This window comes from Gracilibacillus thailandensis (assembly GCF_010994055.1).
Taxonomy (GTDB): domain Bacteria; phylum Bacillota; class Bacilli; order Bacillales; family Amphibacillaceae; genus Gracilibacillus; species Gracilibacillus lacisalsi.
On the sequence record NZ_WJID01000024.1, the window covers coordinates 20,984 to 34,735 of the forward strand.

Genomic DNA, 13,752 nt, shown 5'->3' on the forward strand with positions numbered 1-13,752 from the left:
AAAACGAATCTCTCTTATTAGAGGTTCGTTTTTTTAGTGGTCAAAACTTGAAGAAAAACACGAATTATGTCAAAGTAGAAGGTAGCAATATTATATGAAATGTAGGGGGACCGGTGTTGCCGGTTGAGACTGTATCCGTAAAGATGCTGACCCTTAGAACCTGATCTGGTTAGCACCAGCGTAGGGAACATATGAGATGAGATATCTATATGCGCCCTAGGCTATAAGTCTAGGGCGCTTTCTTATATGTTCCGCTAAAAAGATAAAAAATAGGGGGAGTCATTATGAAAAAAATTTTATTTGCCATAATAGGTATGTTTATACTTGCAGGTTGCGGGAATGAAGAAAGCACACCAGAAGAATTAGAAGAAGTTACCTTAGTATTAGATTGGACCCCCAACACTAATCATACCGGGCTGTATGTTGCGGAATCAAAAGAATATTTCGAAGATGAAGGATTAGATGTAGAAATTGTTATGCCAGGAGAAGCTGGAGCAGATCAAACTGTTGCTTCAGGTCAAGCGGAATTTGGCATCAGTTATCAAGAACAAGTAACAGAAGCTCGCACACAAGATATTCCACTCGTTTCGATTGCAGCAGTAATCCAACACAATACTTCCGGATTCGCCGCACCAGTGGAAAAAGAAATCACATCACCTGCAGATTTTGCCGGAAAAACGTATGGTGGTTGGGGTGCTCCTGTTGAATCGGCAGTTATTGATGCGTTAATGAAACAGGAAGATGCATCTGTCGAAGATGTTGATATCGTAAATATGGGTAATACCGACTTTTTCACAGCAGTAGAACGTGATGTAGATTTTGCTTGGATTTACTATGGCTGGACTGGAATCGAGGCAGAACTTCGAGGTAAGGAAATTGATATGATCTATCTTACGGACTATTCAGAAAAACTAGATTACTACACACCAGTTATTACCACAAATGAAGATATGATCGAAGAAAATCCAGAAACAATCAAAAAATTTATGGCTGCAGTTAGTCGCGGTTATCAGGATGCGATCGACAATCCAGAAGAAGCAGCTGACATTTTAATAGAAGCGCAACCAGATTTAGACGAAGAATTAGTACATGCTAGTCAGGAATGGATATCACCAAGATATCAAGATGATGCGGATAGATGGGGCGAACAATCAGAAGAAGTCTGGAGCAATTACGCAGAATTCATGTTCGAAAATGACCTACTAGAACGCGAGCTAGACGTTGATGCAGCATATACAAACGAATTTTTACCAGAATAATAATGGAGGGGTATGAATGGCTGAAGCATTAGTTAGTGTACAAATCATTCCGAAGACACCTAATGGGGAAGATTCCATCCCTTTTGTTGATGAAGCAATCAAGATTATCGAACAAGCAGGTGTCAACTATCAAGTTCATCCATTAGAAACAACAATGGAGGGTGAACTGGCAACGTTATTATCTGTTATCGAAAAGATGAATCAACGTATGCATGAGTTAGACTGTCCAAGTGTGATCTCACAAGTGAAGATTTATTCTCATAAAGATCAACAAGCTTCCATGAGTGAATTGACGAAGAAGTATCGTTAATTGGAAAAGTGTCCAGTAAACCAATAGGAGCATGCTCTATGTTTAGAAAGTCTTTTTTACCAGTTAGTGTGATCGTCAGTATTTTAATCATATGGGAATTGTCCAGTCGGATATTAGCTATTCCGACCTGGGTTCTTCCTGCACCTACTATCATTATGCAAGAGGCGATTAATGGCTGGAGTGATTATCAGCATCATATCCTATCAACTGTATTTTTAACTGTGAGCGGATTTGCCATTGGTGTAAGTGTAGGTTTACTCATTGCGATTATGCTTCATTTATTGCCTAAAATCCGTGAAGCACTCTATCCATTGCTGATTATGTCGCAAAACATTCCGATTATTGTACTCGCACCTTTACTTGTTATTTGGTTTGGATTTGGTGTTACACCTAAACTATTAATTATTACATTAGTATGTTTCTTCCCGGTTGCGGTATCAACAATCGATGGATTAAGACATACAAATCCGGAATTAATTCATTATATGAAAATGGCTGGTGCAACGAAGAAACAAATTTTCACTAAGCTGGAACTGCCTCATGCAGTTCCACAAATGTTTTCCGGACTAAAAATTTCCGCTACCTATAGTGTGATGGGGGCTGTTATCTCGGAATGGTTAGGTGCTAACAAAGGAATTGGTGTATACATGACGCTAGCCTCATCATCATTCCGAACTGATCGAGTTTTTGTAGCGATTTTATTTATTATGATCTTATGTCTGATTTTTTTCGCTATTATCATTGCTGCAGAAAAAATCATCTTAAAATGGCATCCGGGTAAGGAGGAACAGTCATGAGTACACTAGAACTCGAAAATATTTCAAAAAGCTTTGGTGAACTAACTATTCTTGATCACTTAGATTTACGCGTGAACGATGGTGAATTCGTTTCCTTACTCGGACCATCTGGCAGTGGAAAAAGTACCATTTTTCACTTGATTGGCGGGCTCTATCAAGCCGATCATGGCACGATTCGTTTAGATAATGAAGCGATCAACGGTAAAAAAGGATCGATAAGCTATATGCCACAAACACCTTCGCTTTTTCCATGGCGTACTGTTCTCGAAAATGTTGTGTTAAGTGTGGAATTACATCAAAAGCCTGATAAACAAAAAGCGCTAGAAATGTTGGAACGGGCAGGGTTAAAAGATTATGCCAACGCATATCCCCACGAATTATCTGGTGGGATGCGCCAACGTGTAGCGTTTGTTCGAAGTCTTTTGAGTCCACAATCTTTTATCTGTTTAGATGAACCTTTTTCGGCATTAGATGAGTTCACAAGGTTAGAAATGCAAAAATGGTTATTAACTATCTGGGAACAAGAAAGACCGTCTGTTTTATTTGTTACCCATAATATTGAGGAAGCGATTTTTTTATCAGATCGAATTCTAGTGTTGGGTTCTAAGCCTGCCAATGTCATCAAGGAATTTACGATAGATTTCAAACGTCCGAGAAATGAAGAGTTGACGTTAACGCAGGAATTCCTTGAAAAAAAGAAGGAAATTTATCAAACATTACGAGGTGTGTTAAATGATTGATGCACATATCCATTTGGATTGGTACAAGCCCGCTGAGCAAAAAATGGTCATGGATACGTTAGACGTGGCTGGGATGATTGCAGTATCCAGTGATCTAACAAGCTGTGAAAAAGTCTGGCAATTAGCGGAGCAATATCCAACTGTTTATCCAGCGTTTGGCTGGCATCCTGAACAACCACTCCCGACTGATCAAGAATTAACACAAATTGAAACGTTGATCCACGAACATCATGAGCAGTTAGTTGCGATTGGAGAAGTCGGGCTTCCATTTTACAAAAGAAAAGAAGAACCTAGTCTCGATCTTCAACCATACATCGCTATATTAGAACGGTTCATGGTCTTCGCTGTACAATATGATTTGCCGATTGTGTTGCATGCAGTATATGATGATGCTGCATTAGTATGTGATTTACTAGCAAAGCATGGGGTAAAACGTGCACATTTTCATTGGTTTAAAGGAGATGACATTACGATTAAGCGGATGATAGAGGCACAATTTATGATTTCTGTGACACCAGATTGTTTTTATGAAAAAAAGATTCAGGATTTAATTAAAAGCTATCCTATTGAATTGATGATGGTAGAAACAGATGGTCCATGGCCGTTTGAAGGGCGATTTCAACGGGAAATGACACATCCGAATATGATAAAAGAAGTGATTAAACAAATAGCAGAAATTAAACAGTTACCAATACAACATATAAAAGAACAAGTAGAACAGAATACGACATTATTTTATCGCGTATAAAATCAATGATAAAAATAAGCCCAAATGGTCATCCGACCTTTCGGGCTTTCCTTCATTACTCACAAGCTACGCCATCACCATCGCCATCCATGTGACTTCCATAACCAGGATCACCTTCATGCAAAGGAGTTACACCAGCTTCGCGAGCCTCTGTACAATTAGCATAATAAACATCTTCATCAGGTGTTTCAGTTTTTTGATTTTCTTGAGGGTCATCTTTGACTCCTTCATGGTTGAAACCATCATCAGTTACGTATCCATCGATACTCCAGATTCCAATCTCTGCTTCACGTGCTCGTTGTTCCGCTTGCTTCATTTCATCCTGGTGGATATAAGGAGGATCATAGACATAAGCATAACGTGCTAAGCCTTCTTCTAATAATAGTTGATTAAAATTTTCTCCATCGACCCAAATATAGCCAAGAAGTCGATCATATTTATCTCGTTCTGGCCCATCGAATTCGATTTGAATTTCTTTTTCTGCCAGTTTTTCCACTGCAAATTCAGATGCTTCCGGACCAAAAGGTTGAACAGGAAGGTTAGGGTGTTTTGTTTCAGGTGTATCGACTAATAAAAGTCTTACTGTTTCTTCCTGACCATCTAATTCAATCTGGACCGTATCACCATCGACTACACGACTAACAGTAGCCGTGGCGAAATGTTCATCATCTGGTGTTTCTGCATGCTCAGGCTTTTCTGATGGTGTCTTTATTTCCTGAGACATTGTTTCTTCAGTAGTATTGTCCGCTGCGGTTGGATCAGTTTGTTCCTCTTCGATTGTTGCAGTACCACACCCGGCTAGTATGGTCATCACAATAAGTAAACTGATCAGCCATTTTTTCATTAACATGATGTATCCCCCAGTTGTCTCTTTGAAAATAAGTTTACTATATGAAGGAATAGTTTAAAAGCCTTTTTTCAGTTATGATAGGAAGGGAAAGGAGTATTCTATGAAAAAAATAGTTATCATTTTGATTGGACTGGCGTTAACTTTTTTTGTTATACATACAATCGCTATAACTATTGATGGATTAACTGATGAAAACGAACGGTCAGAAGTGGGCGTAGTCCTTGGTAATAAAGTGAAGGAAGATGGGACGCCTTCAGCTTGACTACAAGCTCGTCTTGATAAAGCCTACCATTTGTATAATAATAACTTACTAGAAATGATTATTGTCAGTGGTGGCATTGGTAGAGAAGGATATGATGAATCAGTAGTAATGAAAGCATATTTAATGGAAAAAGGAGTACCTGAATCATCGATCATAACGGATAACAATGGCTATAATACCGAAATGACAGCAGAGAACAGTTTGGAGATTGCTCAAAAACATGATTTGTCAACAGACCATATAACGGTTATTACGCAATTTTTTCATATTTCCAGGACTAAATTGGCTATGAAACAGCAAGGGTTTGAGGAAGTATACGGATCATATGCAGAATATTTTGAATGGCGAGATATTTACTCAACCATTCGCGAATTTCCCGCCTTTTATAAATATCTTGTATTCTAAACTCCTTCATCTTTCTTAAATTGACGGTAAAAAGTCTACTCTAGGAATTACATAAATCTTGAATGTTTTGTGAAGAATCTAGGTAAAAGTAGATAAGTAAGGAAACAAATCGTTATAATGGAGCTATAGCTCACAATCTAGCCATATAAATTGCCAATACACCTGCCACCTTTGATTTCTATATGTTGCAATTCGGCCTATCTATTGGATTTGACTCACAGAATGTGATTAAAATTACATGAATCTGGTGGGGAATCGTTTAAGATGTAAGTGGTTAACAAACTAAATGGAATAGAAAGGGGAAAAACAATCATGAAAAAAATACTTTTAACCATGATGACATTATCATTAGCACTTGTGCTTGCAGCTTGTGGTAGCGGTGATGATGAAGGAAGTTCAAATAACAATGAAGAAGCTGCGAGTGGTGATGGTGAAACAGTAGATATCCAGGCTTCTAACTGGCAATTTGATCAAGAAGAATATACGGTACCAGCCGGTGAAGTTACGGTAAACTTAACAAATGAAGAAGGTTTTCATGGTATTGAAATAGAGGGTACTGATATTGCATTGGATGACGCAGGTTCTCAAACTGCAACACTTGAACCAGGTGAATATACTATTAGATGTTCGATTCAGTGTGGTCCTGGTCACGACGATATGGTGGCAACCTTAATAGTAGAATAGTAAATAATAAAAGGTCCCTTACATATAGTTAGGGGATCTTTTTGTATTTAAGGATATTTAAAGCGAAGGGATATAAATCGTTGTATTAAAATATTTCGAACAGGTGCTCTAAACGCTTCTTATGTTAGAATGTTAGTATGAATGACTATCTACAAAAAAAGGGGTTTCTTATGAATATCCATATTTTATATGAAGACAATCACTTGTTAATGGTGGAAAAACCAGTCAATGTACCTGTACAGAAAGATCAAAGTAATGATGAGGATTTTCTCACTATTTTAAAGGAAGATATCAAAATCCGTTATCAGAAGCCTGGTAATGTTTATTTAGGGCTAGTCCATCGGTTAGATCGACCAGTTGGTGGGGTGATGGTATTTGCGAAAACATCAAAGGCTGCATCCCGATTATCTGATACAATCCGAAAAAATGAATTAGATAAAACATATTTAGCTGTTGTCAGAGGGGTTCCGTCACCAGCTGAGGAATGGGTCGATTTTTTGTGGAAAGATCGTCGTCACAATATTGTCACGGTTTCGTCAAAAAATAATTCAAAAGCAAAAAAAGCGGTGCTTGATTATCAACTTTTAGCTAGTGATAAAGGTTTGAGTTTGGTAAAAATTAATTTACATACTGGTCGCCCACATCAAATTCGAGTTCAGTTTGCTTCACGTGGATATCCGCTATACGGCGATCAGAAATATGGGAAAAAGGTAAACAAGCCTGGTCAGCAAATTGCGTTATGGTCGCACGAATTACGACTTAATCATCCTGTGCGTAAAGAGGAAATCAGTGCGGTGTCCTTTCCGCCTAATCAGTTCCCATGGTCAAATTGGAAAGCTCTGCTTACAAAAGAGAGAGAGGTAGAATAGTATGGAGTTTGGTGTGTATAGTTTATCTGAAATCTTAGAAAATCCGAAAACAAAAGAAACGATAACAACGAAAGAGCGAGTCGATATGTTAGTGGAAATGGCTCGATATGCAGATAAAATAGGATTAGACTTCTTTGGTGTGGGTGAGCATCATCGTCTGGATTACGCTGTTTCCTCGCCGCAAATGTTGCTTGCTGCCATTTCTCAGCAAACGAGTAAGATTAAATTAACAGCCTTGACCTCCTTATTAAATACAGCGGATCCCGTACGATTATTCGAAGATTTTGCGACCTTAGATTTGTTAGCAGGCGGTCGTGTGGAATTTACGGCAGGGAGAGGTGCATTTGTCGAATCCTTTCCGTTGTTTGGTTACAGTGAAAAGGATTATGATGACCTCTTTGACGAACATTTACAACTATTTTTACAGCTGAATCAACAAGAAAGAGTAACATGGGAAGGTAGATACCGACCAGCTTTACAAGCGGCAGAGATTGCGCCACGCCCGATACAGAACACGTTACCGGTTTCGATCGGAGTTGGTGGAACGCTTGAGAGTGCCGAGCGAGCAGGGCGCAATGGCTGTGGTTTAACCATTGTGATGATTGGTGGAATTGCTAAAAAGTATCAACGATTAGTGCACCGTTATCATGAAGTCTATCAAGGGGAAAGTCCAGTAGTTGCGATTGCTGGTCATACAATGATTCGTGAAACAGAAACGAAGTTAGAACACGACTTCTATCCCTATTATGCTAACTATTGGAAACATTTAACGAAACAAGGAATTGGTGGAGCAATGGGTGCTGCTCGAACTGATTTAGAATTTATCACGAGTAAAGAATCAACATTATTTGTAGGAACACCAGAACAAATCGTAGAAAAAATAATCTACCAACATCAATTGTTTCATCATGATCGATTTTACGCACAAGTTGATTTTGGTGGGCAACCGATCGAATCCATCAAAGAAACAATGGATTTACTAGTCCATAAAGTTATCCCAGAAGTAAATAGAAGGTTGAAAGATGGTACAAATAAATAATGGATTGGACAGTAAACGCTCATGATGAACATGAGCGTTTACGCGTGTACCAATAGGTGTGTAGGATGTTACCGTTGAATTAGTATCGGCACCTGTATGGAGTCCTTCACAGATGAGTTCAACAACCAAAAAGCAATTATTTGGTTAACATTATGAATTCCCCGCTACTTATGGTAGGATTAATGAATGAAAGCGGTTAAATAGTTTATTCAAAAAGTCACTTCTAAACTTTTTTGAACACACACTTAAAGGGGGATGTCATGAACTATAATAAAATTCGAATACCATTGCTGACAGTATTAGTCGTGATGATGATATTAGACTTAACAGGTGTTATTCATGTTCCGGCGATTGTTATTTTTATTATTGCAATTGCGTTACTGTGGTATAACATCCATATTCGAAGAAATGTATCGAATCAACATAATAAAAATAAGAAAAAATAAGAAGAGGACAATCAAAAAATTGTCCTCTTTTTAGTTTGTTTTTGGCTAATATGGGAAAGTTAAAAAATAATATCGAATAGGAAGGTGTGAAAAACAATGAGACATCGACTGATTGATTGGCCGACATTTATTGGAGCATTTTTACTGTTACTAGCAGTAGTACTACCGCTTGTTTTATTTCCGGAAGAAGGAAAAGAAATTGTTGGTATGGCTAATACTTTTATGACCACTAATTTTGGTGTGCTGTATTTAGCGATGGGTCTCATTATATTTGCTTTTCTTTTATATGTTGCATTTAGTAAGAATGGTCACGTGAAATTGGGAGATGAGGGTCAAGAACCTGAATTTAATACTTTTTCATGGGCCGCAATGTTATTTGCAGCAGGTATTGGTTCTAGTATTTTGTACTGGTCTGTTATTGAATGGGTATATTACTATCAAGGACCTCCATTCGGTTTGGCAGGAGAATCAACGGAGGCAATTCAGTGGGCGACTGCCTATGGTATTTTTCACTGGGGACCGATAGCTTGGGCGATTTATACATTACCGGCATTACCAATCGCGTACTTTTTCTATGTTCGTAAGAAACCTGTATTAAAAGTAAGTGAAGCAGTTAGACCAGTTTTAGGCGGTTTGGTAGATGGACCATTAGGTAAAATTATCGATATTTTCTTTATTTTTGGATTGTTAGGTGGAGCAGGAACTACACTAGCTTTGGGAACTCCAATGATTGCAGAAGGAGTTCACTATTTGACAGGCTGGCCTGTTACCTTATGGTTACAAGCAGTTATCATGCTTGTCTGTACAACCATTTTTGCGGTAAGTGCCTACTCTGGTCTACGGAAAGGTATTAAGCTGTTAAGTGATATTAACTTATGGCTAGCACTTTTTATTCTAGCCTTTATTCTCGTACTTGGTCCTACCCGTTTCATTGTGGAGACAACCTTCAACTCTTTAGGGATTTTGTTAGATAACTTCTTTAAAATGGCAACATGGGTAGAACCGTTCGGAAATTTGGATGAGTTCACTGAATCTGGTTTCCCAGAAGCATGGACTGTCTTTTATTGGGCATGGTGGCTAGTATATGCACCGTTTGTTGGCTTGTTTGTGGCCCGTATCTCGAGAGGGCGTACGATCCGTGAGATGATATTTGGTACGATGGTATACGGCACGTTAGGTTGTGTACTTTTCTTCGGAATCATGGGCAACTTTGGCTTGCATTTACAGTTAACAGGACAATTTGACGCAATGAGTTATATTAATGACTTTGGCGCACCAGCAACAATTATCGCGATTATTGGCCAACTTCCACTTCCAGGATTAATGGTTGCAGCCTTTACAATTCTCGCAATCATTTTTCTAGCAACGACGTTTGATTCATCCTCATTTATCTTAGCATCTGTTGCGCAAAAGGAAGTTGAAGATGAGCCATTGAGATGGAACCGACTATTTTGGGCATTTACATTATGTATTATGCCACTTACATTAATGTTCCTTGGTGGTTTAGATACTTTACAGACAGCTAGTATTGTGGGTGGTTTTCCATTAATTTTTATTATGTTCTTACTAGCATGGTCATTTATGCGAGCATCGAATCGTGATATTACCGCGTCTGATGATTATGAATCACCAACCATTTATATTAAACGTTGGAAAAAGAAAAAGAAGAAACGATCCCCGTTAGAAGTATTAAAAGACCAAAATCCAGATCCACCAGAAGATTAAAAAATTGCGATCAGCTCTGAAGCTGGTCGTGTTTTTTATAATATAGGAATGTATATAATCCGCGGTATCAACGCATTTTTAAGCAGAGTAGCCATTTTGAAATAGCTTGTACAGGAAACCATTGCTGCGGCTGTCCACTTCCCTTTCCGCCATCCCCTCTCTTTATAAGAAAGAAAATTTTTAACAGATGTCTTTACACGTGTATGATTATCTGTATAATAAGAATCATGACACGAAAGGATAGGTGAGAGAAGTGAATCAAAAAGAGAAATTTTGGGGACTTATTATTTTGCTTGTTGTTATTCTTGGTTATGTGATTCCTTACACATTCCTCAGTGATGTCACGAAATGGTATGGCAGCTTTTTAGTCTGGTCGATCTTAGCTGTTATCACCATTTTGGCGAATTACTTCTTAACAACTGATTGGAGTGACGAGGAATGAGCACAACATTGGTTTGGTCAACGATTACCATTTATGTGGTGATTGCTATTGTCATTGCCTATTTATCAAGAAATGGTAGACAAAACAGTATGTCTGGATACTTTTTAGGAGAACGAAAATTAAATGGTTTTGTTTCAGCTTTAAGTTATAGTGCTACGACTTATAGTGCTTTTATGTTAGTTGGACTGGCAGGCCTTACTTACAATGGTGGTGTTGGTGCCTTAGGGTTTGAAATTATTTATTTTATGGGAGTTTCCCTTGTTGCTATATTTGGTCCACGCTTTTGGCTAGTAGGTAATAAGTATGGTTATGTAACACCATCCGAAATGTTAGGTGACCGTTATCAGAATAGATGGGTAGCTATCGTTTCGGCGATTGCCAGCTGTTTATTTTTAATTCCGTACAGTGCTGTTCAGTTAACAGGAATCGGCTATTTGCTACAAGGTGTGACGAATGATGCGATACCTTATACTATAGGTGTTATTATTGCAACGGTACTAGCACTGATCTTTTCTTATATTGCGGGGATTCGATCAGTGGCATGGACCGATTCCTTACAATCATTAATCATGATCATTACTTCAACTATTGTCGTCATTTTAATTGTCAATAGTTTAGGTGGTGTGAGTGGATTTTTTTCATCAATTGAAGTCAATGATCCACAAGCATTAGCTGTTCCGGGCAATGGGTTTTTTAATTTCTGGACGTTTTTAGGTTTAACGATACCGTGGTTTTTCTTTAGTATATCCAATCCACAAGTAAGTCAGCGATTATTTATGCCAGCTTCATTAAAAAGTTTGCGTCATATGTTAATAGGATTTTTAGTGTTTGGACTTATATATACGGTTGTATCTGTTGTCTGGGGCTTCTCTGCATCTATTCTGTTCCCTGGTTTAGAAAATGCGGATTTAGCAACTCCGATGTTGTTATCTTCTGAAGTCGTTCCACCGATTTTAGGTGTGATCGTAATGGTTGGAATTATGGCTGCTGCAATTTCAACCATTGATTCGATTTTACTAACATTATCATCTTTATTTTCACGAGACGTATATCGTAATGTGAAAGGGGACGCAGACGATCGTAAGCAATTATTAATCGGTAAAATCGTTATTCCGGTAATTGCTGTATTAGCCTTTTTATTTGCTCAATTGGAGCTTGATTTAATTGCTGTTCTTTCAGTTGCTTCTTCAGCTGGATTAATTGTTGTTGTTCCGGCAATCATCGGGACTTTCTTCTGGAAACGAGGTACAGCAGCTGGAGTTATCGTCAGTGTTACCATCAGTAGTATTCTGGTGATTTATATAGAGGCAACTGGCGGATTGTTACTTGGTTTGAAATCTGGTATCTGGGGAATTGTGGTTGCAACAGCTTTATTTATAGTAGTTAGTTTAATGACACAACCACCCGAACAAAAAGCAAATGAATTTATTGAATATGTAAAAGAACGAATGAAAAGTAAGAAGTAGTCAGTTATTACTGGCTGCTTCTTTACTTTTTATCACTTATATCTTATACTTGTAAAGTTGTTTATTTACCTAGGTAAATAAAATGGAAGGGAGTAAGAACATGGATACGAGTCATTTGTTGCACTTATATCATCAAAAACTGCGAATGTTTCAAAATGAATTAAACATAACGTTAAAACAGTTTGGACTGTATCATTCTCAATGGACAATTCTTTATACCTTATATCAAAAGGGGAAGATGACACAGACTGAAATCTGGCAATATTTAAAGGTAGAAGCTCCAACCATCACGAGAACATTAGTAAGGATGGAGCAAAGTGGTTGGGTTGAGCGGAAAATCGGAACTGACAAACGAGAACGGATTGTCACATTAACGGAGAAAGCAACATCAACCTATCCGGAAATTATTCAAGCAGTGAAACAAACAGAAGAATTATTTTTGGAACAATTATCAGAACAGGAAAAACTTACTTTACAACACCTTCTAGAAAAACTATCAATAGAAAGAGATGAATAGGTATGTCCCAACCAAGAATATGGACGAAGAATTTTATAAGTATAGCGGCAGTGAATCTGTTTATTTTTATCTCATTTTATACGTTACTAACGACATTACCGTTGTATGTGATTGATAAGTGGGGGGCTACGGAGGCACAAGGTGGTCTCGTTGTCACTGCCATGCTGTTAGCTGCGATATTGTTAAGACCATTTTCAGGTACCATTCTCGATAAATTTGGCAAACGCAAAATGTTATTAATCAGTAGTATCCTTTTTGCGATGACGATGATTTTTTATTTATTTGTAGACTCTTTTATGACAATGCTGGTACTTCGATTTATACACGGGTTATCATTTGCGATTGTTACAACCGTAACATCTGCAATTGCTGCAGATATTGTACCAGCCAAAAGGCGTGGAGAAGGACTTGGGTACTTTACAATGGCAATGAACTTAGCGGTTGTTTTTGGTCCCTTTATAGGTCTTACCGTTATCCAATTTACTTCGTATCATAACTTATTTCTTATGCTTAACCTGTTTACGGTCTTAAGTGTAATCTCTAGCTTTTTCGTTCAAGCGAAAGAGGTAGAATCAACCGTTCAACCAAAAGGAACTTCATTTAAGTGGAAAGAATTACTTGAGAAAGAAGCAGTCTCTATTTCCTTTATTGGCTTATTGATTGCTTTTGCTTATGCGAGTATTGTTTCCTTTATCTCTGTTTATGCTAATGCACGTGGATTAGATCATGTATCCAATTACTTCTTTGTTGTGTTTGCAGTAACGATGCTTTTATCAAGACCATTTTTAGGGAAACAGTTCGATCTTCGAGGACCAAAGCCAGTCATTATTCCTTGTATGGTTTTATTTTCATTAGGGTTATTCATGCTAAGCTTTTCTAATCAAGCGGTAACGTTTTTGATTGCTGCTGCTATAATTGGTGTCGGTTATGGCTCATTGTTGCCATTTTTCTTAACGTTAGCTGTCTCCAGAGTGAAGCAACATCGTACTGGACATGCAACAGCAACCTTTTATACTTTATATGATTTAGGGATCGCATTAGGCTCTTATATCCTCGGTATAGTTGTTAGTTTAATGGGCTTTACCAATATGTTTATTATGTTAGCTGTTTTTGTAGGAATGATTCTATTTCTATTTTTCTATCTTAATCGGAGAGCATAATAAAGTGCTGAGCACTGTGATAAATTGTTTTTC

Annotated in this window: 16 protein-coding genes, 1 pseudogene and 1 riboswitch; of the genes and pseudogenes, 16 read left to right on the forward strand and 1 reads right to left on the reverse strand. The window is 37.9% G+C overall.

The features are described 5' to 3' along the window. The first annotated feature begins 93 nt into the window (after positions 1–93). Positions 94–204: riboswitch (TPP riboswitch) on the forward strand. An 80-nt stretch (positions 205–284) separates the two neighbouring features. From GH715_RS09130 to GH715_RS09150, 5 genes are read left to right on the forward strand one after another with little or no spacing between them, the layout of a single operon-like run. Further along, on the forward strand, positions 285–1,259 hold the full coding sequence (locus tag GH715_RS09130; RefSeq protein WP_153835138.1) for an ABC transporter substrate-binding protein: 975 nt from the start codon (positions 285–287) through the stop codon (positions 1,257–1,259). A gap of 16 nt (positions 1,260–1,275) precedes the next feature. Continuing rightward, on the forward strand, positions 1,276–1,569 hold the full coding sequence (locus tag GH715_RS09135; RefSeq protein WP_153835139.1) for a thiamine-binding protein: 294 nt from the start codon (positions 1,276–1,278) through the stop codon (positions 1,567–1,569). 38 nt (positions 1,570–1,607) lie between these two features. Further along, the gene (locus GH715_RS09140) at positions 1,608–2,366 is read left to right on the forward strand and encodes an ABC transporter permease (protein WP_153835140.1); all 759 of its coding nucleotides are present in this window, start codon (positions 1,608–1,610) and stop codon (positions 2,364–2,366) included. Continuing rightward, on the forward strand, positions 2,363–3,106 hold the full coding sequence (locus GH715_RS09145) for an ABC transporter ATP-binding protein (RefSeq protein WP_018933078.1): 744 nt from the start codon (positions 2,363–2,365) through the stop codon (positions 3,104–3,106). Before GH715_RS09140 ends, GH715_RS09145 begins: the two co-directional genes overlap by 4 nt. After that, positions 3,099–3,854, forward strand: a complete 756-nt coding sequence (locus tag GH715_RS09150) for a TatD family hydrolase (RefSeq protein WP_153835141.1) — start codon at positions 3,099–3,101, stop codon at positions 3,852–3,854. Before GH715_RS09145 ends, GH715_RS09150 begins: the two co-directional genes overlap by 8 nt. A 55-nt stretch (positions 3,855–3,909) precedes the next feature. Here GH715_RS09150 and GH715_RS09155 read toward each other — a convergent pair whose 3' ends face one another. Next, positions 3,910–4,704, reverse strand: a complete 795-nt coding sequence (locus GH715_RS09155) for a thermonuclease family protein (RefSeq protein WP_153835142.1) — start codon at positions 4,702–4,704, stop codon at positions 3,910–3,912. Positions 4,705–4,804: 100 nt separating this feature from the next. On the opposite strand from GH715_RS09155, the gene GH715_RS21540 reads away from it, so the two are divergent. The 11 genes and pseudogenes from GH715_RS21540 to GH715_RS09205 all read left to right on the forward strand — a co-directional run bounded on the left by GH715_RS21540 (position 4,805) and on the right by GH715_RS09205 (position 13,719). Continuing rightward, on the forward strand, positions 4,805–4,966 hold the full coding sequence (locus tag GH715_RS21540) for a hypothetical protein (protein ID WP_228760276.1): 162 nt from the start codon (positions 4,805–4,807) through the stop codon (positions 4,964–4,966). A gap of 15 nt (positions 4,967–4,981) precedes the next feature. Further along, positions 4,982–5,371 (forward strand): annotated as a pseudogene (locus GH715_RS21545) (YdcF family protein); the annotation flags it as partial. 312 nt (positions 5,372–5,683) lie between these two features. After that, positions 5,684–6,055, forward strand: coding sequence for a cupredoxin domain-containing protein (locus GH715_RS09165; protein WP_153835143.1), 372 nt, complete (start codon positions 5,684–5,686; stop codon positions 6,053–6,055). Positions 6,056–6,225: 170 nt separating this feature from the next. Then, positions 6,226–6,924, forward strand: coding sequence for an RluA family pseudouridine synthase (locus GH715_RS09170; protein ID WP_153835144.1), 699 nt, complete (start codon positions 6,226–6,228; stop codon positions 6,922–6,924). Between the two features lies 1 nt (position 6,925). Then, on the forward strand, positions 6,926–7,963 hold the full coding sequence (locus GH715_RS09175; protein ID WP_153835145.1) for an LLM class flavin-dependent oxidoreductase: 1,038 nt from the start codon (positions 6,926–6,928) through the stop codon (positions 7,961–7,963). A gap of 260 nt (positions 7,964–8,223) precedes the next feature. Then, positions 8,224–8,409: a hypothetical protein gene (locus GH715_RS09180; protein WP_018933061.1), complete on the forward strand. Its 186-nt coding sequence runs from the start codon at positions 8,224–8,226 to the stop codon at positions 8,407–8,409. A 96-nt stretch (positions 8,410–8,505) separates the two neighbouring features. After that, on the forward strand, positions 8,506–10,134 hold the full coding sequence (locus GH715_RS09185) for a BCCT family transporter (protein ID WP_153835146.1): 1,629 nt from the start codon (positions 8,506–8,508) through the stop codon (positions 10,132–10,134). A gap of 253 nt (positions 10,135–10,387) precedes the next feature. Further along, positions 10,388–10,576 (forward strand): hypothetical protein, encoded by a 189-nt coding sequence (locus GH715_RS09190; RefSeq protein ID WP_018933059.1) that lies wholly within the window; start codon positions 10,388–10,390, stop codon positions 10,574–10,576. After that, entirely contained in the window at positions 10,573–12,042 is a 1,470-nt protein-coding gene (locus tag GH715_RS09195) for a sodium:solute symporter family protein (RefSeq protein WP_153835147.1), read from the forward strand. The genes GH715_RS09190 and GH715_RS09195 overlap by 4 nt, the downstream gene beginning before the upstream one ends. 100 nt (positions 12,043–12,142) lie before the next feature. Continuing rightward, entirely contained in the window at positions 12,143–12,559 is a 417-nt protein-coding gene (locus GH715_RS09200; RefSeq protein ID WP_153835148.1) for a MarR family winged helix-turn-helix transcriptional regulator, read from the forward strand. Between the two features lie 2 nt (positions 12,560–12,561). Further along, positions 12,562–13,719, forward strand: coding sequence for an MFS transporter (locus tag GH715_RS09205; protein ID WP_153835149.1), 1,158 nt, complete (start codon positions 12,562–12,564; stop codon positions 13,717–13,719). The last annotated feature ends 33 nt before the right edge of the window (positions 13,720–13,752 follow it).